This is a genomic window from Pedobacter sp. MR2016-24 (assembly GCF_026239655.1).
Classification (GTDB): Bacteria; Bacteroidota; Bacteroidia; order Sphingobacteriales; family Sphingobacteriaceae; genus Pedobacter.
Map to the genome: position 1 here is coordinate 163,565 of NZ_JAPIVO010000005.1, position 20,375 is coordinate 183,939.

Annotated in this window: 12 protein-coding genes; 3 read left to right on the forward strand and 9 right to left on the reverse strand. The window is 41.7% G+C overall.

Annotation, left to right across the window (positions count from 1 at the left end):
• Positions 1-70: 70 nt before the first annotated feature.
• The 4 genes from OQX62_RS14765 to OQX62_RS14780 form a co-directional block, all read right to left on the reverse strand.
• Entirely contained in the window at positions 71-2,374 is a 2,304-nt protein-coding gene (locus tag OQX62_RS14765; protein ID WP_265832330.1) for a GAF domain-containing protein, read from the reverse strand.
• 91 nt (positions 2,375-2,465) lie between these two features.
• Entirely contained in the window at positions 2,466-3,344 is an 879-nt protein-coding gene (locus tag OQX62_RS14770; protein WP_265832331.1) for a universal stress protein, read from the reverse strand.
• Between the two features lie 113 nt (positions 3,345-3,457).
• Complete coding sequence (gene glgP, locus OQX62_RS14775) at positions 3,458-5,113, reverse strand: alpha-glucan family phosphorylase (protein ID WP_265832332.1); 1,656 nt, start codon at positions 5,111-5,113, stop codon at positions 3,458-3,460.
• A gap of 57 nt (positions 5,114-5,170) precedes the next feature.
• Positions 5,171-6,121: a 2-hydroxyacid dehydrogenase gene (locus tag OQX62_RS14780; protein ID WP_265832333.1), complete on the reverse strand. Its 951-nt coding sequence runs from the start codon at positions 6,119-6,121 to the stop codon at positions 5,171-5,173.
• 460 nt (positions 6,122-6,581) lie between these two features.
• Here OQX62_RS14780 and OQX62_RS14785 point away from each other — a divergent pair, with 460 nt between their 5' ends.
• The 3 genes from OQX62_RS14785 to OQX62_RS14795 all read left to right on the forward strand — a co-directional run bounded on the left by OQX62_RS14785 (position 6,582) and on the right by OQX62_RS14795 (position 7,904).
• Positions 6,582-6,755, forward strand: coding sequence for a hypothetical protein (locus tag OQX62_RS14785; RefSeq protein ID WP_265832334.1), 174 nt, complete (start codon positions 6,582-6,584; stop codon positions 6,753-6,755).
• Positions 6,756-6,760: 5 nt separating this feature from the next.
• Positions 6,761-7,372, forward strand: coding sequence for a M48 family metalloprotease (locus OQX62_RS14790; protein ID WP_265832335.1), 612 nt, complete (start codon positions 6,761-6,763; stop codon positions 7,370-7,372).
• 211 nt (positions 7,373-7,583) lie between these two features.
• Positions 7,584-7,904, forward strand: a complete 321-nt coding sequence (locus OQX62_RS14795) for an RNA polymerase sigma factor (protein WP_265832336.1) — start codon at positions 7,584-7,586, stop codon at positions 7,902-7,904.
• Here OQX62_RS14795 and OQX62_RS14800 read toward each other — a convergent pair.
• The 5 genes from OQX62_RS14800 to OQX62_RS14820 form a co-directional block, all read right to left on the reverse strand.
• Positions 7,877-10,360: a phosphocholine-specific phospholipase C gene (locus OQX62_RS14800; protein ID WP_265832337.1), complete on the reverse strand. Its 2,484-nt coding sequence runs from the start codon at positions 10,358-10,360 to the stop codon at positions 7,877-7,879. The two genes, OQX62_RS14795 and OQX62_RS14800, sit on opposite strands and share 28 nt — an antisense overlap.
• 8 nt (positions 10,361-10,368) lie before the next feature.
• Positions 10,369-11,838, reverse strand: a complete 1,470-nt coding sequence (locus tag OQX62_RS14805) for a SusD/RagB family nutrient-binding outer membrane lipoprotein (RefSeq protein ID WP_265832338.1) — start codon at positions 11,836-11,838, stop codon at positions 10,369-10,371.
• Between the two features lie 21 nt (positions 11,839-11,859).
• Complete coding sequence (locus OQX62_RS14810; protein WP_265832340.1) at positions 11,860-15,198, reverse strand: SusC/RagA family TonB-linked outer membrane protein; 3,339 nt, start codon at positions 15,196-15,198, stop codon at positions 11,860-11,862.
• A gap of 316 nt (positions 15,199-15,514) precedes the next feature.
• Entirely contained in the window at positions 15,515-17,092 is a 1,578-nt protein-coding gene (locus OQX62_RS14815) for a SusD/RagB family nutrient-binding outer membrane lipoprotein (protein WP_265832341.1), read from the reverse strand.
• A gap of 18 nt (positions 17,093-17,110) precedes the next feature.
• Positions 17,111-20,371: a SusC/RagA family TonB-linked outer membrane protein gene (locus tag OQX62_RS14820; RefSeq protein WP_265832342.1), complete on the reverse strand. Its 3,261-nt coding sequence runs from the start codon at positions 20,369-20,371 to the stop codon at positions 17,111-17,113.
• Between the last annotated feature and the right edge of the window lie 4 nt (positions 20,372-20,375).

The following is a 20,375-nucleotide window of genomic DNA, read 5'->3' on the forward strand; positions in this document are numbered from 1 at the left end:
TTTTACAATCAATATGTATCGTTGCATTCAATCAAAACAACCGACTGAATCACAAAGTTTTGAATGGTCATCAACTCAGTGAAGAAGGTCTTAAGATCACTACCCTCAGGCCCTTCAAGCCTGAAATGCCCTGTAAATCTTCCACTTCAAATTTTTCAATGTGCGTGCCTAGAACCTGGTCCTGCTGTAAAATTTGGATATAATTTCTATACTCCTGCTCTTCCGTATCACTTGAATAAACAATAGTTAGCTTTCCAACGGCCGTAATCCTTTCCAGTGAATGTTTGATATGCGCTTTATCAATACGTTTCTTTACTATCTCAAACCTGGCATTATAGGTACCGTCAACGTCAAAACGTTTCTCATCCATTCTGAATCTGATATCTATAGGCGTATGATACACCAAAACAAGGGTCGTCACCTCCAGCTGGTAAGGAAGCTGAGATTTTAAATGATAATGTGCCAGTTCCATCTCACAAAGGACACGCAGCTGCCATAGGCGCAAATCATATAATTTGCGGATTTCAAATTGCTGGCTGGGCAGGATGGAAGAACCGATGTACAGATTATGCTCTACGCCGTCCGACTTAAACCGTTCGTAATAATGGGGGAAAAGTGCCTGGGCTTCCGTCTGCCTTTTATCAATGATATGAGCCATCTTTTCATTGATCAGGGAGACAGTTGTTTCGTATTTTCTGCGGTAGGTATAAAAATCACCTTTTTCCTGATTTGATTCAGCAAAATAGGAGGAGATTAAAGGGAGGCATTCCGGATCGGTTATTTTTTTGAGCCGAAGCAGTAAACCTCCATTCAGATAGGTAGTTATCTGTTGCTCTGTATTGGCCTGCACACTGATTTCAAGCTGATGAAGAAAGATTTCCACCTGCTTCAGCTCCTCATGAAATGAAGCTAGAGGCTGCAGTAATTCCAACAAATGCAGCAAGGCATTCATCTGCTTCCTCAAATCTTTTTGCACACTCATGTTCCGGGCATCTGAAGAACCTTTGATATCAGCCTGACCATACAATGGAAATACATTTTTAAAAATAACTTCTGGCAGATTATAGTCCCTGCCCGACTGCCGGGCATCAAGATACTGTTGTGCCGCAGCTTTAAATTTCCAGTATACACTGGAATGTATCGTCGTATAATAGTCTTGTATGATTGCCTGTACCTGCACCTGATATTCATTGACCAGCCTTTCGATACTTTCTGTCAGGAATGGCATCACTACCTCCAGCTTATTGGCATTCACACTATTCAGGTCATTCGCTTTGGGTGAAACAACTTCAAAAACCCCAAGCAGTACACCGTTTTTGATAATCGGCGCCAGAATAAAACTGTGTATATTTTTGGCCAGAAAGTTTTGAGCCAGGTCACTGGAGGGATCAATACTTTGAAATTTCAGCACATCAGATATCGCAAAATAAACCTTGTCCTCAATCAGGCGCTGATAAGAATAGGTGCATAACATCTCCTTATCAGCCTCTGCATAATGATCAGGTATGATAAAACTCTTCATAGGCTGGCCAAATGAAGCGACCTTGAATTTATTCTCTTCACTGATAAACAATGTAAATCCGATCTCGATGTGTGCAATCTGGTAGATAGACCTGAAAATAGCTTCCACACTCTGCTGAAACCTGACCGTATTGAGGCCTATTAACTTTTCTTTGAGCAGGGATACTGCATTTTCGACCGTTGCATCATACAAGGACATGATGGCAAATCCTTTGAGGATATAGCTTTCTTTCGGAAATTTCGATTTCCAAAGCGCTAAATCCTCGTAATTATTAGTCAGCAGATCGATGTCCTCTGCCGTAATCGGAACAACCTTATCAGTAGGCACAATATCAAGATGTTCTGCATTGTATAAAATCCTGTAATGTTTGGTGATGCTATCCGCTGTAGGGATATCATAGAACAGAGGCTTACTGAAATCCAGCCGGGTTCCATAAAATTCATTCAGAATTAAACAGCAGCTCAATACATAAAACTGGTGTTCATCAAATCCGCGGATGTTAAATTTAAAGTCTGGTCCCGCTGCCCGCAGGATATTTTTGAACCGCTGAGTACGGTTAAACATGAAATCCCGGTAAGGCATGCTGACCGCCTTGATTTCATTTAAAGTTAATGCCTCCGGAATTAAATCAGCCAATAACCGGCGGATCAGATCCCTGTTATCCTCTATTTGTGCAACGTCAGTAATACCTGTTCTTAACTCGGGACACGATGCTGCTTCTTCCAGCAATGATTTTGCACGGACGTGCTGATCATTTGCAGGATCTGCCGCTACCTTTTCCAGTCTTTCCAGAAGCTGATCAAAGGAAACCTGGATTTGAAAGGGCGTATCTGTATTTAAGGGCAGCTGCATAAAATATTTTATTTTATACAAATATAGCTAACCGGAATGATTATAAAACAGCAGGTTCGCCGATTCCAGATGGCAACCAAAATAAAGCTATTTAAAAAACGGGCAAAGAATCAGCCGGACAGGGATAAACGAGCAAGGGTAAATTAATGCGTTCAGCCATTTTCTGTGTATTGCTCTGGTTAAGCAATTGATCCCAGAAATTTTTATTGCGGTGTACCATCACCAATATATCTGATGCCACATTTTCCATCAGCCATTTGAAACCATCCTTCAGGTGTTCTTCTGTGACCTTTCTGAAGAAAATATTCGGGTAGTTGATTTTATTACCCACCTCCTGCAGAAAATTATTGATTTTCTGTTCACTGATATGCGCCGGCACATTACCTGTACAAATATGAGTCAGCATAATCTGTGCGTATGAAGGTCTCGCAAAACCACTCAATGAACTGAGAACATTCAGATCGGTACCCTGCAGATCCGTCGCAAATGCGATTTTCCCAATCTTGTGGAATTGCTGCTGTTCAGGGATAATGAGTATCGGTAACGGAACCCCATCTATCATTTCCTTCATGTGGTTACTCAGCATAAAACCGGATGCCCTCTTTCTATGACTTCCAATCACCAGCATCAGGATTTCCTTATCGCTCAGCAGCGCATTAAGATTGGCTGATAAAGTACCATTATCGCATTTACAATAAATTACAGGCTTAAAACTTCCTTCGGGAAGAAGGGAAAGATCCTCTCTCAAGTGATCAGCTAACAGGTGCAGCTCTTTTTCGCTGTCGGCCTGCAGTTCATTGAAACTTTCCAGTGACCAGGCCACCTGCAAGCCCAGAGGTTCGGAGGAAGGCACCACAAAAGAATTATATAATAAAACATTAGCATGAAGATGCTGTGCTAAGCCTAGTGCATATTTCGCAGCATTATTAGCCCTGTCAGAAAAATCGGTCATTACAGCTATCGTTTTCATATCCCTGGTTTTAATTGTAATCTCTTACCTGTAAAATTGCGGTTAAAGCAACAGTATAACCATGATGCAGGTCATAATCAGTAGTGACCTCTATCATGGTTATCATAGCTTTCTTAACTTTTATACATCACCTCATAGTATTCTCTGGCTAACCTGGCTGATTCAAAAGCAGGAACCACGTCGGCAGCCGCCTGTTTAACCATATTCAACCACTGTTCCTGATTGTTATAATAAGCAGGAATTACGGACGATGCTAAAACATCCATCAGATTTGCATTTTCTTCTTTATCAATTTCCTCCACCGGGCCATGCTGATCTTCAGCCATCGGAATTAAAAAACAGTTTTCTTTATCTGAAGCAAATTCAGGCACCCAACCGTCTGACAGGGACAAATTAACAGCACCATTCATGGCGGCAGACATTCCGCTTGTTCCGGAAGCTTCACGGTACATCCTTGGATTGTTTAACCACACATCAGCCCCTTTTTTCAATAAGGCAGACAGCTCCAGTTCATATCCTGTTAACACCGCACAATTTGCTACCGGTTTCGCTCTTTCTATAATCTGGTTGAATAAATCTACGGATCCCTGATCTTCAGGATAGGGTTTACCTGCCCAGATGACCTGCACCGGAAACTCCTGATCAGTCATCATTTTTAAAAAACGGTCCCAGTCGCGCATCATTAAATCTGCCCTTTTATAACCCGCAAAACGTCTTGCCCATACAATCGTCAGTACATTTTCAGCAAATAACTTCCCGCATTGGTCGGCCACCGTTTTAAATAACTCAATTTTCATTTCTTTTTTACGGGCGATGATTGCCGTATCCTCACCAGCAGCAATCGCTGCAGAGATTTCACCATCTGCCCAATATGCTTTATTCTGTGCATTGGTAATTGCCGTAATCTCACAAATACCAGCATTACTGCCCCACATTTCACGGGCAACTTCCCCATGCAGTTTGGATACGGCATTGGCCTTACGGGCAAACTTTAATGACGCCAGGGTATAGTTGAAATAATCACCTTCCAAACCCAGAATATATTTCACTTCATGCTCCTGCAAATGGTAGAAAAAAGACATTTTTTTCAATAAGCTGAACAGGTGCTCTTCATTACCTGCCATTTCAGGCGTATGCGTAGTAAATACTACTCTTTTCCTGATTTCGTCCAGGCTTTTGTGTTTTGCATACAGGTAAAAGTTGAGTGGAACGGCGTGACCTTCATTCATATGGTAGATATCGGGCGCCAGATCCAGCAGATCCAGCAGCATGGCACCGCCAATCCCCAGGATCATACTCTGGGCAATGCGCGCAGCCTCATTGGAATCGTAGAGATGATGCGTGATACTTTGCGACAATACATCATTTTCAGGCAGGTCAGTGCTCAGCAGAAATAAAGGGGCCGACTGGAAAGTTTCTGGTTTAAGGAGGTACACCTTTACCTGTACGGGACTATCATGAACCGGCACTGAAAATACAATACCCGTATCATGTAAAAAACTATATTCTTTAGCTACATATTCCGGCTTCATCAACGCAGCGCGATCTCTTTCCTGGTCATAATAACCATATTTCCAAAGGATGCCGATACCTAATAAATTTTGCTTCAGCTCATATGCGCTGCGCAGATGTGATCCCGCAAGGAAGCCGAGACCACCGCTGTAAATTTTGAGCGACTGATCAATGGCAAATTCCATTGAAAAATAAGCAGCGGATAGCGTATAACCCGGAGCCGGTTCATAACCAAATATCTCTTTTCTAGTGATCATCTTTATTTAAATTATATGATTTAACAACAGCAAAATCACCCCTTTTGTTCAGCAATTTCAGCTAAAAGAATCGAGATTTTTTATCGTCTGATCGGCAATCTCCTGTAATGCTTCACGCGTTAAATAAGCCTGATGAGGAGTAACCAGCACATTTTTTTGTGCCATAAGTCGCAGCAGCAAATCATCTTTTACAGCATCCTGCTGATGATCTTCAAAAAATAAGCCTTTCTCATGTTCATAAACATCCAGTCCTAAATAGCCTATCTTACCACTCTCAACCCCTTCCAGAACATCTACGGTATTCACCAATGCTCCCCTGGAGGTGTTGATCAGCATAACTCCTTTTTTCATCTGGCTGATACTTTTTTGATTGATCAGGTATTTGGTTGTTTGTGTCAGTGGCAGATGCAGGGAAATAATATCAGCTGTCGCCAGTAATGTTTCCAGATTTACGGCAGTAATGGCGGGCGCTTCTTCCGGAAAATACAGATCATAGCCAATTACATGGCAGCCTAATCCATTAAATATACGTGCTACAGCCAAACCAGTATTTCCCAAACCAATAAGACCTACGGTTTTACCTGAAAAATTAAAGCCGATCAGCTCATCGTTCCGGAAATCAAAATGATGACTATGGTGGTCCGAGGTGATCAGCTGTCTGTTCAATGCAAAAGCAAGTGCTACTGCATGTTCTGCAATGGCCTGCGGAGAATAAGCGGGAACGTTGGACAATTGGATCTGGTATTTTTCAGCCGCCCGTTTATCAAAATGATCAGTTCCCACTGAGCGGGTAGTGATATACTTCACACCCATTCCCGCTAGTTTTTCAATTACTGGTGCAGATACATCGTCATTCGTAAAAACGATAACGGCATCCATACCTTCAGCATCTTTTAAAGTTTCCGGGCCAAGTGCGTCGGGAATATAGGTGATCGCATGTTTATCTTTATTTGCATTTCTTAAACTGATTTCTTCAAAAGATCTGACACTGTACGCTACTGCTCTCATAAGCAAATTATTTTTGCCCTAATTTAGTTTTTATAGCCCGGAATATAATGCGCAAAATTTTTAAAATTACTGATCTGCGTCATCTTATTTTTGACCGCTTTTTCAGCGTGTAGGAAACGGCAGGTAACTTCCGGGGATTAGGATCAGGACGCTATATCTCTCCAGCAATCGTGAAACGTCATGACGGGAAGATAGGTTTTGACAGCAGATTTGATAAAGGTTTTACCTTCTGGTTCACGATCCGGTAGAAATGTAAAAGCCATAATTCTTTAAAACTTAGCCAGATCAATAGTTTAACGCTGTAAAGAATTTTCCAATGTAAAATAAACGTACAAATATCCTACCCATTGATTAAATTTTAAGGAATATATTATTATAAAAGCGACAAACAAAAACAGAATGTTAATTGTTGATAGGTTAATTCAGGCTCAATTGAATTAACCTTAAAAATAACCAAAAGATGAAAACAAACGTTCTACCTCTCGCTATTCTCGGACTCGTATTTACGCTGGGAATCACTCCTGCTTCGGCACAGATCAAACTAAACAGTAAAAGTATTGGTGCAGCACAGAAAGGATTAAAAGCGGCTACATTTTCTGATGCTGATGCAGCAAGCTGGCTAAAGAAGCAGTAACCTGGATGGATGCCAATAATCCTGTTGCGGCAGCGAATGACCCTTATACTGTAAGGCTGAATAAAATATTCTCCAAACATAAAAGTGAAGGCGGTTTAACGCTGAACTATAAAGTTTATAAAGTGAAAGATGTGAATGCCTTTGCCTGTGCTGACGGCAGTGTACGTGTTTTCTCTTCTTTGATGGACATCATGTCTGATGATGAGTTATTGGGGATTATAGGTCATGAGATTGGTCACGTAGCAAATAAAGATACCAGGGACGCCATCAGAAGTGCTTACAAACGAGCAGCAATTTCCGATGCAGCCTCTTCTCAGTCGGGCGTAGTCAACAGCCTTTCAGAAAGCGAACTGGGAACATTTGCGAATGCACTGCTTGATAGTAAATATAACCGTAAGCAGGAAAGTGAAGCGGATGATTACTCTTATGAATTTATGAAGTCTCATAAGTACAAGGTGACTGCCCTGGCCAGTGCATTTCAGAAGTTCGCAGATATGGAGAAAGCTTCAGGAGCAGAAAGAACCAAAACAGAAAAAATGATGAGTTCACATCCTGACAGCGGTTCACGCGCAGCCAAGATTTTAGACAAAGCAAAAAAAGACGGCTTATCAAAATAAATAAAATACGTATTTATGACAGCCCCTGGATGAATATCCCAGGGGCTTTTATTTTGGTTATTTTTTTAAAAAATATTAACAGGCTATAGATTAAACTAATTCAATTTAGCAAAAAAAGGTGCAAAATTATTTTAAAAACGTATAAATCATATTGTTATAAATCATTATAATTGATAAAGAAATCATTTTTATTTAAATCATTTTAGAAAAAATGTCAGCACACCTAAACACACACACCACTCTTTCTGACGAGTCTTTGCTGGCTCTGATGAAATCCGGAGAGCTCTCCGCCTTTAACGAAATATATAAAAGGCATTGGATGTCTCTTTACAATGACACTATGAGTAAACTTAAAAAAGCCGAACAGGCAGAGCAGATCATTGAGGAACTCTTTGCAGACCTTTGGCTGCAAAGAGAGACAAGGGAAATTTCACAACTTTACCCCTATCTCCTTATCCGTGCGCGTTACAAAGTTTTTGACTGTTACAGAAAAATGAAGGGCACTTATGCACCCATAGCCGGATCACTGTAACCAGGTTTCCCATTTTCTACCCTGCCGGCAAAGCGCTGTTCAAAAGTGCTGTTGCCGGCAATCTGCACACTGAAGTCGTACCAGCCATAGCTTTTTTTCAAATCTATAATGGTCGACTTCAATTGGATCAGTTGCGTACGCTTAACGGCTGTGCCATAGGCGTGATCCGTAATGATCACTTCATGCGGACTATCTTTTTGCTGATTTACCATAATAAATTCGATATTTCCAGTCAGTTGCTCCTTGTTACCCGGATCGTGCTGGTATTCACAAATGAAGCGCAGATCAGGATCCTGTGCATTTCCTTTAAATTCCCTGAAAAATCCATTAGGACCGTTGACCTGGATATGGTAGCGCTCATTTTCAAAATTGCTCAGCAGCAAATCGTCGCTCAGCTTATCCCCTGCTTTAACCGCATAAGATAAACTCCGGCTATTATTCCATTTTCCAGAACTACTTGTCTTGGTTTTGCCTGGTAAATAAACTGTAAAGGGAGATCCTGCGGTTTTATCTCCAAAAATCGCTGCTCTGGATTCCAGTGTTAGTCCCACACTTTTACGATCAGCATCATATTTACCGGTCACATACAACTGGTATGGAAGAGCGTTCGAGCGTTTTATACCTTTCTCCTGCTGAGGCAGCTCCTCATTAAAGCCAGAAGGTAAGGGTTTAAATTTTGCATTGTTGATCAGCTGAATAAATCTGTCTTTATTCAATGGTGCAGGAGCGTTAGCTGCCTGATCATCAACTACCCGGAATACTGAAGTTAAGTTTCCGCAAACCGTTCGCCGCCAGTCGCTGATTTGAGGTTGTGCAATCACTTTACCTGTCTTTTTACTGAGGAACGCTTCCAGAAACTGGAGGCAGGAGGTATGGTCAAACACTTGCGAATTTACCCACCCGCCTTTGGTCCATGGAGAAACAACCAGCATAGGCACGCGGAAACCCAGACCAATCGGACTTTCCCGCCTGTACTTTTCTTCCATTCCCCTGGCGATCTCCTCCTCCATCGATACATGCTCCGCGCGGGTATTCATTCCCGCTGATGTTTTTCCCGTTTCCGGTTGATCAGGATGAGGTGGCAAAAATGGTGGTACATGATCAAAATAACCGTCATTTTCATCGTAGGTAATGATGAAAATAGTTTTTTTCCACTGTTCAGGGTCTTTGGTCAATATGTCCATCACTTCGGAAACATACCATGCTCCGTACCAGGGAGAACCCGGGTGATCGGAAAAGTTGGAGGGCGGCACCAGCCATGAAACTGCCGGTAGCTCGCCATTTTGAACGTCTTTCCTGAACTGATGGAGTACATCACCCTTAGGCACTTTCATTTCACGCTGCTTACCTTCATCATCGTATGTCATGCTCACCAGCTGGTGATAATCAGGATCGCCGGCATTAGTTACAAATGCCTTACGATGAATGCTTTTCTCTTTTTCTGAAAGTTTTTCAAACCTCGTCTTGTTCCACACTTCCTGGTCTCTTTTCAGCTTTTTCAGCAGCTCTTCCTTTTTAGCCAGGTCCTGTGTATCCGTAGCGGATGGATTGCTTTTAGCCTTCAACAGAGAGATTTCCTGTTCCAGCTGAGTAACATTCCGTTCCATAAAAGCCAGATGCTCCGGATGCAAACGTACATGGTACTGTGAGAAGAACTCCAGATCATTATCTGTAAAATTTGACAGCCAGTCTTCCGCCTCTCCCTCGAGGCCGACGGGAATACTGAGTTCATTCTGATAAACTTTCCAGGAAACACCAGCATCCTCCAGCCGTTCAGGGAAAGTGGGCCAATGAATGTCTTTATGATCAATCTCTCCATTATACACATGCGCTTTTGATTTTTCATCCTGCTCTGCACGTATTGTTCCCGTCCAGAAGAATAAGCGGTTTGGACTTGTTCCCGTCAGTGCAGAGCAGAAATGCTGATCACACACCGTAAACGCGTCCGCCAGCGCATAATAAAATGGGATATCCTGCCGGTTATAATAACCCATAGTCAGCGGCATATCGGCGAATTCCTTATGCCCGGATTTCTTACTTTCCAGCCAGTTATCGTTCTTACCCCCATTCAGGGCATCTACCTGATTCTCCCAGGAATGCGGCAGGGAACTCATCCAGGTAGATTTGGTATCCTTCAGGTTGAGGCGAAAAGGCGCATAGGTTTTCCCTGCAGCATTACGCTGCAACCATACCGGTCTCTCGTCAGCCAGCCGTATCGCCCTCGGATCGTTAAATCCCCGCACGCCCTTTAAGCTACCAAAACAATGGTCAAAAGAGCGGTTTTCCTGCATCAGGAAAACCACATGTTCAGCATCCATGAAGGTACTGCCGGGTGCAGCATCGATGGCCAGTGCCTGCTGTATGGACATCGGCAATACATTGAACAAACCCGCGGCACTGCTTAACAGAGCTGCTTTCTTTACAAATTCTCTTCTTGAATTATCTATATCGCCCATTTCAATTCTTATTTAGCCCACCACACTTTTGTATTGATATCGTCAGCTCCCTGTCTGGCCACCGCAGCACGCAGGTTATCCGCATTCTGAGACTGCTCATTTAAAGGATAGCGGTAACGTACCGGAATTTTCCCGCCATTCTGACTATCAGCTCCCGCCTGTAATACCGGAAAACCAGTACGGCGCCATTCAAACCAGCTCTCCATGCCAGTGTAGAACAAGGAGATCCATTTTTGCGTGCCAATCTGCTGTAAACCTGTAGCCTGGCTAAACTGTACACCTGTCCGCTGCAGGTAACCTGCCGGCATCTGCGTATTCAAATATATAAAAGCAGTTTCAATTCCTTTCTCATAATATCCCTGGGCAGTAGTAGAAGTAGTAATCAGATTTTTAAACCGGGCTTCCGCGAGCAGAAACTGTAATTCAGGAAATGCCATGATATATCCTTTGGCTACTAATAACCCTGCAGCCGTAATTGAGTTTTCATAATAAAAACTTCCCACACGACTGATATGATTAGATCCTCCGTTGTAATTAAGTGCACTGGTCGGGTTTAAACTATTCGGCATCCCCACATATTGCGGATTACCAGCAGTAACAGAACTCGACGTTGGTCTCGCAAAAATACTCAGTCTCGGATCCTGGTATTGCTGCAGAATATCGCCCAGTGTTTTACTTAGTCTCACCTCATCAAATCCTCCGATGCGGTTCGTGAAATTAGGAAATTGATTAGGCGCCTCTACATAATAATTGTAATCCCCATCGTCAGTATTATTTTCGAATAACGGATAGACAGCAGGATTGGCGACAATCTCCTGCAGTTTTGCGCTGACATCCGTTTTGGCAGAGATCCGCATCAGGTAACGCACACGGAGACTATTGGCCATCTTTCTCCATTTAGCCAGGTCTCCCTGGTAGATCAGATCACCCGAAACAGAGGCATTGACTCCTGTCAGAATGGTATTGGCGGTGGTAAGGTCAGCCAAAATCCCATTATAAATGGATTCCTGTGTATCATATTTTGGTTTCAGCACATTATCAGTTAATCCTGAAGTAGCCTCACTATAAGGGATATCTCCGTAAGTATCCGTGACAATGGAAAACATCCACGATTTTAAAATCAGCGCCATCGCCTTGTAGGCAGGCTGATTAGAAGAAGCAGCTAAGTCAGAAAGTTTTTTTACATCTCTCATGGTATTATAATAGTTATTCCAGATCCCGTCCTTATTTCCCCAGATATACCTGTCTTCATCCACAAACTGATATTTGGCCGTTTGCTGTACCAGTAATGAGCCTGTTCCCCATGATTCATTTAGTACTGCCGTAACGGAAGAACGAATAATGTGAGGTAATAACAAGTTTGGTGTAATGGTTGTGATGGCATTGGGATCATCATTTTTTTCTGCAAAATCTTTGGTGCAGCCAGCCAGAATAAGCTGGCTGAAGATAAATAACATCAGTATTTTAATATGTTTCATATCGATAATTTTTAAACAAGATTAGAAATTGAAATTAAGGTTAAGTCCCCATGAGCGTGTAGTTGGTATAGAAGAAGATTCAACACCAGGAACATACGTTCCGCCATCAAGCGCAATCTGTTCCGGATCAATATGCGGCGCTTTTGCATGCATCCATAAATTCCTACCCACTACTGAAATAGCCATATTCGTGATCTTATATTTTTGCAGGAAAGCAGACGGAATACTGTATCCTAATCTCAGCTCTCTGAGTTTGATAAAAGAAGCGTCGAAAGTCGCCGGTTCAGCAATAGATCTCCCCCCACTAAATGCAGAGCCCCATTCTCTTGCAGAGAGCTCCTTATCATTAGGGCGGTAAGTACCATCGGCATTTTGAATTACGCCGGGACTAAACACACCATTTCCCGGCAGCGATTTATCATAACCATCTGCACGGCCTTCCAATGTTTCTATCAGCTGTCCGGCTTCCCTGCCTACTACCTGTGTTAGTGAGTAAACTTTACCACCATGGCGGATATCAAATAATACGCTCAGGTTAACCCCTTTATAAGAAAAACTATTGCGTACACCAGCCAGCCAGTCAGGATTATAATTTCCTAAACGTTCCCGTGTACCGCCCGATAATGGCCGGCCGCTTTCATTATTGATCACCTGACCAAAGTAAGGGCTAGAAGGATCTGTAACCCTGGCATACACCAGGCCGTACATATCTCCCATGCGCTCGCCTACTCTCGCTTCGATAGCTATCGCCTCTTTGCTGGCCATTACATAATTCGTTACCTGATCATCCAGTTTAATTACCTTACTCCTGTTTGCGGAGAAGTTCAGGTCAATATCCCAGCGGAAGTTAGTTTTAACCGGCACAATATTCAATGACAGTTCCAGACCTGAATTCTGGATCTCACCGGCATTCAGAATCATGGTCTCATATCCACTGGTCACAGAAACCGGCACATTATTCAGAATCTGGTTCTTCGTGATGACATGGTAATAACTCAGATCAAAGCCCAGTCGGTTGTTCAGGAATTTCCATTCCAGACCACCCTCCAGGGATGTACTTTTCTCTGGCTTCACATTGTAATTACGCAATACCGAAGGCGTGCTGAATACCGGATTACCCCCTACAGGATCCTGTCGCAGGAAAGCCTGAGAAAAGGTATAAGGACTTGTATCATTACCCCCTGCTGCTGCACTCAACCTGAGTTTACCGTAACTGATCCATTCAGGCAGCTTATACATTTCGCTGATCAGCATACTTAATGATGCTGAAGGATAGAAATAGGAATTGTCCGTGATACCCAGCATCGCATAAGGAGTCGGAATAGTGAGTGCGCTCGACCAGTCATTTCTGGCTGTTAGATCCAAAAACAGATAATCCTTATAAGCAAGCTGACCAAATCCATACAAACTATTTACTCTTTTTCCTGGACTAAATACGTCCGTAATCAAGGGAATAGCGGTGTTATTCAAACTATAGATACCCGGCGTTAACAATTGTCTCGTAGAATTGCTGACCTGATCCGTATTATTGATCCTGGCATTTCCTCCTGCGTTTAATGAAACTTTAAAGTCTTGATTTAAACTACGATTAGCACTGATCAGGAAATCAAAGTTGGTCTCCGTATTTTCGATCCTTTCCTCTCTGTATGAGCCTTGCGGAAAACGTTGCGTGCTAAAAGCTCTTTTACGCTGTCTCAATTCATTTCCGTAATCTGTTGCTCCTCTCAACATGATATTCAACCAATCCGTCACGTCATACTTTAGCGCCACATTACCAATCAGCCTATGAGCATTCTGCGCATTGGTATTTTCATATAAATTGAAGTATGGATTATCGTGGTAATTGTAATTGAAATTGTATTGCTGAATATTTTCCTTACCCGGCATCCAATAGTCCTTCAATGAATTCAGATCTACCTGCTGCCCCATCCAGTTGTTCAAAAGGTAGATAATATTCTCAGTACCATAACTGATACTCGGCCTGTTCCCGCTGTTACTCAAGGTATAGTTTACACCAGCCTTCACATTCAGTTTTGGCGTTAAGTTATAACCAGCGTTAAACGCCAGCGTATTCCTTTTCAGGTCTGTATTGGGCACAATCCCTTTCTGATACAAGTTGGTATAAGAAAAACGAAAGTCGCCCTTATCATTTGCAGCCGATAACGCGATATTATTATTCGTGGTAACGCCGGTTTCATAAAAATCATTTAAATTAAAACGGTTTAGCCATGGAGTAGCATTAATAGTTCCCCTGGCAGCCAGATTAGCGGCAGCCCCCGGTGTACCATCATTCAGCAGATAAATGTCTCCACCACGGTAACCGTTTGAAGTAGGTGAATCAAATTGCGGAATCAGCTGTCCGTTAAATGCTGGTCCCCAGCTCTCATCCACGCCATCGTTCAGACCGTTATTCAATCCATCAGTAAAAGAGAATAGCCCTTCATTACCCTGACCATATTGTTTTTGGAATTTTGGTAAAACAAGCGGGCTCTCAAAAGTTACTCCTGAATTTACACTGATCCCCACACCCTTTCCACGCTTGCCTGTCTTTGTAGTAATCAATATTACTCCATTTGCAGCCCTGGAACCATACAATGCCGCAGCATTGGCTCCTTTCAACACATTGATCGTAGCGATGTCGTCAGGATTGATTAATGAGGCACCATTGCCATAATCCACCTCCTGAAAACTTTCACCGGATGAACCATAAGTCTCATTACTGATAGGTACTCCATCGATGATATACAGGGGTTGATTGTTATTGATATTTAAGGATTTATCACCCCTGATGGTAACCCTTGCCGAGCCACCTACACCAGAGGGACTACTCATTACCGTTAAGCCTGCAACCTTTCCTGCAAGACCAGCAGAAAAGTTGGTCTCCCGGGCCTTATCCAGTTCATCTCCTTTAATCTCCTGGGCAGCATATCCCAGGGATTTCTTTTCGCGGGAAATACCTAATGCGGTGACCACGACTTCCGTCAGCTCATTACTGTCTTCACCAAGGGTAACCCTAATGTTTTCTCTTCCGTTCACAGCAACTTCTTCTGTTTTAAATCCAACATAAGAGATCAGGAGTATAGCTTTATCATCCGGAACCTGTATGGTAAATTTACCATTAGCATCTGTAGTCGCACTTCCTGTTCCGCCTTTAACCTTAATGGAAACACCCGGTAATGCTAAACCTTGTTTATCAGTCACCGTCCCGGTTATCCTAAGGAATTGTTTCAATTCATGAATTTCTGCTGATGCAGGAATGGCAGCCTGTGCAACATTGATCGTTGCACCCATAAGTAAGAACAGAGGGACTATCCTTCTGCATAATAACGAGGCATAACTTTCTATAGTAAAAATTTTCATATGGGAATTGGTTAAGATTCCCACAATTATAATGCTCCTGTATGACTACCAAAGACAGGGTATATTAACTTATTATGAAGATTTTAATCTCGTAAACACCATTAACTTGTCATGAACCATCAAGAAAAACTGAAACTTTATATAGAACTCACAATTAGTTGATTTACAATAATTATTACTGGTATAAAATTTCAAAAAAAATAAAACGAAACCTGTATGAGATCTTGTAAATGCTCCCGGAAGATGGTTAATACACAAAAAAAAGGGGAGATTATGACTAGCATAACCTCCCCTTCTATCCGAATTATTTTCTGAATTATGGCATCCAGAAGATCTTGTTTGTACGGGTATCTTTAGCTTGTACAGCCTGGTAATTCACACTGTTATTTGACTTCTCTACAGAAGGGTAAAGCAAGCGTGCAGGTGGAAGATTGAAACCAGATAAGTTAGCAGTTGGAAAAGTTAAAGCAGGAATACCTGTTCTGCGATACTCAGCCCAGGCATGCTGCGCCTGTAGAAAGCCAAAGTGCAACCACTTCTGTGTACCAATCATAGTTAACTTATTCGCAGTAGTTCCTGTATAAGCGATAGTAGAGGTAGTCACAAATGTAGTCACATCAGCCGGGCTTGGTTTATCTACTTTTTTAAGATCACCAATAGAGTTCAGATAGTAGTAAAAAGTAACCGATTGCGCAACTGCCGTTTCATAATTGGTTTTCGCAGTCGCAGTGTTACCCCAACGTTCCTGGGCTTCTGCTTTTAAAAAGTTCACTTCTGATGCAGTGATTACTACCCCTGGCAACATTTTATTCATCCAGATAGTAGCCGAATCAATTACTGCATAATCCTGAAAATTCGCATCTACCTCGGCTGCATTAAATGTAATAGGCATAGCTCTATAGGTTGCATTAGGTGTAAATACACCTGATGCTGATGTACGACCATACTTATCAAACAATACAGGGATCCTTGGATCGTTTGAAGGATTCATCACCTTATTCAACATAAAATCTGGTGCATAATGACTTGGTAATTCTCTAAGTGCATCGATTAATGAACTGTTATTGGTCAATAGCGGTCTTAATAAAATATCAGTAGTCAATGGGTTATAATCGACAGCATTATTACCATCCAACAATGGATAAGTTGTAGGATTATTTAACATTTCCAGCACAGCCGGACGTGCAACACTTTCGTTAACCGTTGATATGCGCATCAGCAATCTCAGGCGAACAGAATTCGCGTAGCGTTTCCATTTATCAATGCTTCCGCTATTTAAAATATCAGCCTTATTGAAATCTGCATTTGTAGTGGCAGTACCAAAAAAAGCACCTGAAGTTTTCAAGCCATCCAGAATCAGGTTATACAATTGTACCTGATCATCAAATTTAGGCAATTTGATGATATTAGAGCTCGGCAGACTTCCTGCTTCGCTGAAAGGGATATCACCAAAATCATCTACCATTTGTGCTGTCTGGTCATATAAAATTACCTTCGCTGCTTCCATGTAAATTTGTTTCGATGCTTTCTCTCCTTCTGGCAATGCAGCATAGGTTTTCTCCATCGCACGGTATATACCTAAAACGCCCGGGGCATAATAGTCTGTCCAGAAACCATTGATATAACCATCCTGCTGCTCATACATACTGTTATCAGGATAAGTAAATGCAGTTTGTGCATATACAGATGCGTGCATCAGTAAAAATGTACGCAGATTCCAGTAAGATGGTCTTACACGGTCATTATTAATCAAATCTGTTAAAAATCCTGGCAAACTAGCTGTCGTAGAGGATTCAGGGTTATTAAACTTCTCTTCAAGGCTTTTTTTACATCCGCTGAAGGTCATGACAACCAGGGAAGAAAATAAGACCGTTTTTATAATTGAATGTTTCATCTCTTTAATTTTTAGCAATTAGAATTTAGCATTTAATGAAATTCCGAAACTACGTGTAGCAGCAGTAGAACCCATATCTATACCTTGTGAATACCATTGGTTACCAACCGGAGCTTCAGGATCAAGATTATCGATAGTTTTCCAGAAATAGAACAGGTTACGGCCGATCAGCGAAAAACGCAGATTGGTCATGCCTATCTTCTTAGCAAACCTATCATTTACAGTATATCCGATAATCGCTTCACGCATTTTGATAAAGCTGTTATCAAAAATCATTGCTTTTTCATTCCATGCATTATTTCCATCATCATATTCGTTCATGTAGAACTCAGCACCTGTTAAATGTTTTGTATTTACTGCTCCAGTAGTTTCATTTACACCTTCTAAAGTGATGCCTGTTTCACGCAGCGCCAAAGTGTTTTCGTACTGACCAGTACCCATCGCATACTTAAGCGGAGCAGATACCATCTGACCTCCAAAACGGTAATCAGCTGTAAAATCGAAGGTCCAGCTTTTGTATCTGAAAGTATTCGTCAAACCACCAATTGCTTTAGGAAGAATGTTGCCACCAATAACATATCTTGATTTATCAATTACATACAAACCATCGTCGTTGATCAGGAACTGACCAGCTGCATTTGTTGCACGTGGATAAACCATAATATCACCTAATTTCTGTCCTGGTTTTGCACTTACCCTAACCGCAGAACCTTGTGATTCATAAAAAATCAGTTCAGGAACATTAGCATCTAAAGAGACAAGTTTTGAAGTATTGGATGAATAGTTCAAGCGTGTAGTCCATGTAAAATCAGGAGTAGAAATTGCTGTACCTGTCAGGGAAACCTCTAAACCTTTGTTTGAAATCTCACCTACGTTTACCAGTTGACTGGTAGCACCTGCAGAAGGCGCAGCAGTCAAACTCAGAATCTGATTTTTAATGTTATTGCTGTAATAACTCACATCAACACCAACTCTGCTTTTGAAAAATCTTAACTCTGTACCGAACTCGTTTTCATATTTACGTTCAGGTTTTAAATCTAAATTACCATAGGCACCTGGCAAGGTTAATGAAGGCACAGGACCATTTACTGTCTGTAATGGCGTTTGGTTATAAGCGATATTTGCTTTATAAATAGGTGCATCATTTCCTACAACACCGTAAGATGCTCTAAGTTTACCATAACTGAAAGGCTCTGCCAGTTTAAATGCTTCACTGAAAACAAAACCTGAGTTAAAGGAGTAATAATTATAATTGTTATTTTGTGCAGGTAGTGTAGAAGAATATTCTGAACGCCCTGTCGCTTCAAGGAATGCGTAATTTTTATAAGAAAAGTTAGCAATACCCACATAAGCGTACTTTAATAGTTCCTGTCTCCTGGTTTTACCATCTGATAAACCATTATTGATCACACCTAGAGAGTTACTCAGGGCGAAAAAATTCTCTGAAATTAAACCAGATGCTGTTGAAGCATACTGATCTTTATAATGTTCAGATCTGGATTGAAAACCACCTGTTAATGAGAAGTCAAAATCAGATGCAATTTTATCAGTATAGGTCAACAATGCATCCCCATACACAATATTATATGCCCCTGTAGATAGCGCATACGATCCTGTACTTTCAGAACCGTTATAAGCCAATGCATATTCATTGTATCTTTTATCTTCGGTAGTTGCAGTAGTAACATCTGATCCAATCCTTCCTCTCAGTTTCAACTTATTGATAATGTTGTAATTCAAGGTAGCACTTGACAATAAACGGTTTTCGTTTTCGTCATAGCTGTTTTTGTATTGATTCCAGAAGAAATCCAATAAACCTGTCGCTCTCATCGGGTAAGCGAATGCTTCAGGTCTGCCAGAGTTGAAAGTTGAATATTTGTATCCGGCCGAAGTCTGATAAATCGATTTCATCAAATCCATGTCTTCAGCGCGACTGAAAAATCCATTATAGGCATTTAATACATTCCCAAGCAAACCTGAACGGTTATGTGTTTTTGTATTGATGTAATTTACAATCACGTCAGCTGATAACTTATCATTTAATTTTATCGTACTGTTAATACCAAAAGTATTACGTTGTTGCGTACTTCCTGGTGTTATACCTTTATAGTCCATACGGGTAGCAGAGAAACGATAGTTCAGCTTATCCGTCTGATTAGAGATACTTACGTTAGCATTTGAATTGTAACCTGTATCAAAAATATCTTTAAAGTTATCCGGCTGAGCTGAATATGGACGAACAGAGCCATCCCACCATGTCACATCACGACCGTCAAATCTGGGACCAAATTGTGCATAAGCTCTGAAGAATGGTCTTAATCCACCAACCGCTTTAGCGTCTGGTATCCATCCTTCAGCATTGCCGTTGATGGCCTGGTTATTCACCGCATCGTAACCCGGACCAAATTCATTTTGAAACTTTGGTAAAAATGCAGCATTTTCTACAGACGCAGTGTAATTGAAGTCTATACCTAAACCGCGATTTTTCGATCCTTTTTTGGTTGTAATTACAATTACGCCACTTGCCGCATCAGAACCATATAAGGCACTTGCACTTGCACCTTTCAGAATAGTCAGACTTTCAATATCTGCAGGATTGATATCCAGCATACCGTTTCCTTTGATACGGTCATTTGACCAGATACCATTGCCACCTGCATTGCCTAATCCACCATTATTGTTGGCACCATCGGGTCCGTTTTGCTGATCGTTACGGATCATTACCCCATCCACAACATACAATGGCTGACGGTTGTAAGATAAAGAGTTGATACCCCTGATCTGTACGTTTACCGCACTGCTTGATCCGCCGGGTGCTGTAGTGATCTTTACACCCGCTGCTTTACCATATAAGGCAGAGCCGAAGTTGGTATTTCCAGACTGAGTAATCTCTTTAGCAGTTACCGTACTTACGGCATAACCTAAAGCTTTAGTTTCTTTTTTAATACCTAATGAAGTTACCACAACCTCATTCAGCGCATTTGCATTTTCAGCAATTGACACATTCAAAGTAGATGAAGCACCTACAGTTAACTCTTTTGGCGTATAGCCAATCATAGAAAATACAAGGACAGCACCTTCACTTACAGTGATGGAGTACTTTCCCTCGCCATTGGTAACGGTACCAGTTGCGGTGCCTTTTACCTTTACGTTTACACCCGGCACAGGATTGCGGGTTTCATCAGTCACCGTTCCAGTGACTGGCTTTTGTGCATATGCCGCTACTGTCAGGAGAGATAACAGTAAAACAGCGAAACACCTTTGATAGAATTGTTTCATAGCT

Excerpts from the sequence above, each read along its gene's own strand:
- OQX62_RS14815 (WP_265832341.1), bottom strand. The coding sequence starts at position 17,092 with ATGAAACATTCAATTATAAAAACGGTCTTATTTTCTTCCCTGGTTGTC.
- OQX62_RS14780 (WP_265832333.1), bottom strand. The coding sequence starts at position 6,121 with ATGAGAGCAGTAGCGTACAGTGTCAGATCTTTTGAAGAAATCAGTTTA.
- OQX62_RS14765 (WP_265832330.1), bottom strand. The coding sequence starts at position 2,374 with ATGCAGCTGCCCTTAAATACAGATACGCCCTTTCAAATCCAGGTTTCC.
- OQX62_RS14805 (WP_265832338.1), bottom strand. The coding sequence starts at position 11,838 with ATGAAACATATTAAAATACTGATGTTATTTATCTTCAGCCAGCTTATT.
- OQX62_RS14770 (WP_265832331.1), bottom strand. The coding sequence starts at position 3,344 with ATGAAAACGATAGCTGTAATGACCGATTTTTCTGACAGGGCTAATAAT.
- OQX62_RS14790 (WP_265832335.1), top strand. The coding sequence starts at position 6,761 with ATGGATGCCAATAATCCTGTTGCGGCAGCGAATGACCCTTATACTGTA.
- OQX62_RS14795 (WP_265832336.1), top strand. The coding sequence starts at position 7,584 with ATGTCAGCACACCTAAACACACACACCACTCTTTCTGACGAGTCTTTG.
- OQX62_RS14800 (WP_265832337.1), bottom strand. The coding sequence starts at position 10,360 with ATGGGCGATATAGATAATTCAAGAAGAGAATTTGTAAAGAAAGCAGCT.
- glgP (WP_265832332.1), bottom strand. The coding sequence starts at position 5,113 with ATGATCACTAGAAAAGAGATATTTGGTTATGAACCGGCTCCGGGTTAT.
- OQX62_RS14820 (WP_265832342.1), bottom strand. The coding sequence starts at position 20,371 with ATGAAACAATTCTATCAAAGGTGTTTCGCTGTTTTACTGTTATCTCTC.
- OQX62_RS14785 (WP_265832334.1), top strand. The coding sequence starts at position 6,582 with ATGAAAACAAACGTTCTACCTCTCGCTATTCTCGGACTCGTATTTACG.
- OQX62_RS14810 (WP_265832340.1), bottom strand. The coding sequence starts at position 15,198 with ATGAAAATTTTTACTATAGAAAGTTATGCCTCGTTATTATGCAGAAGG.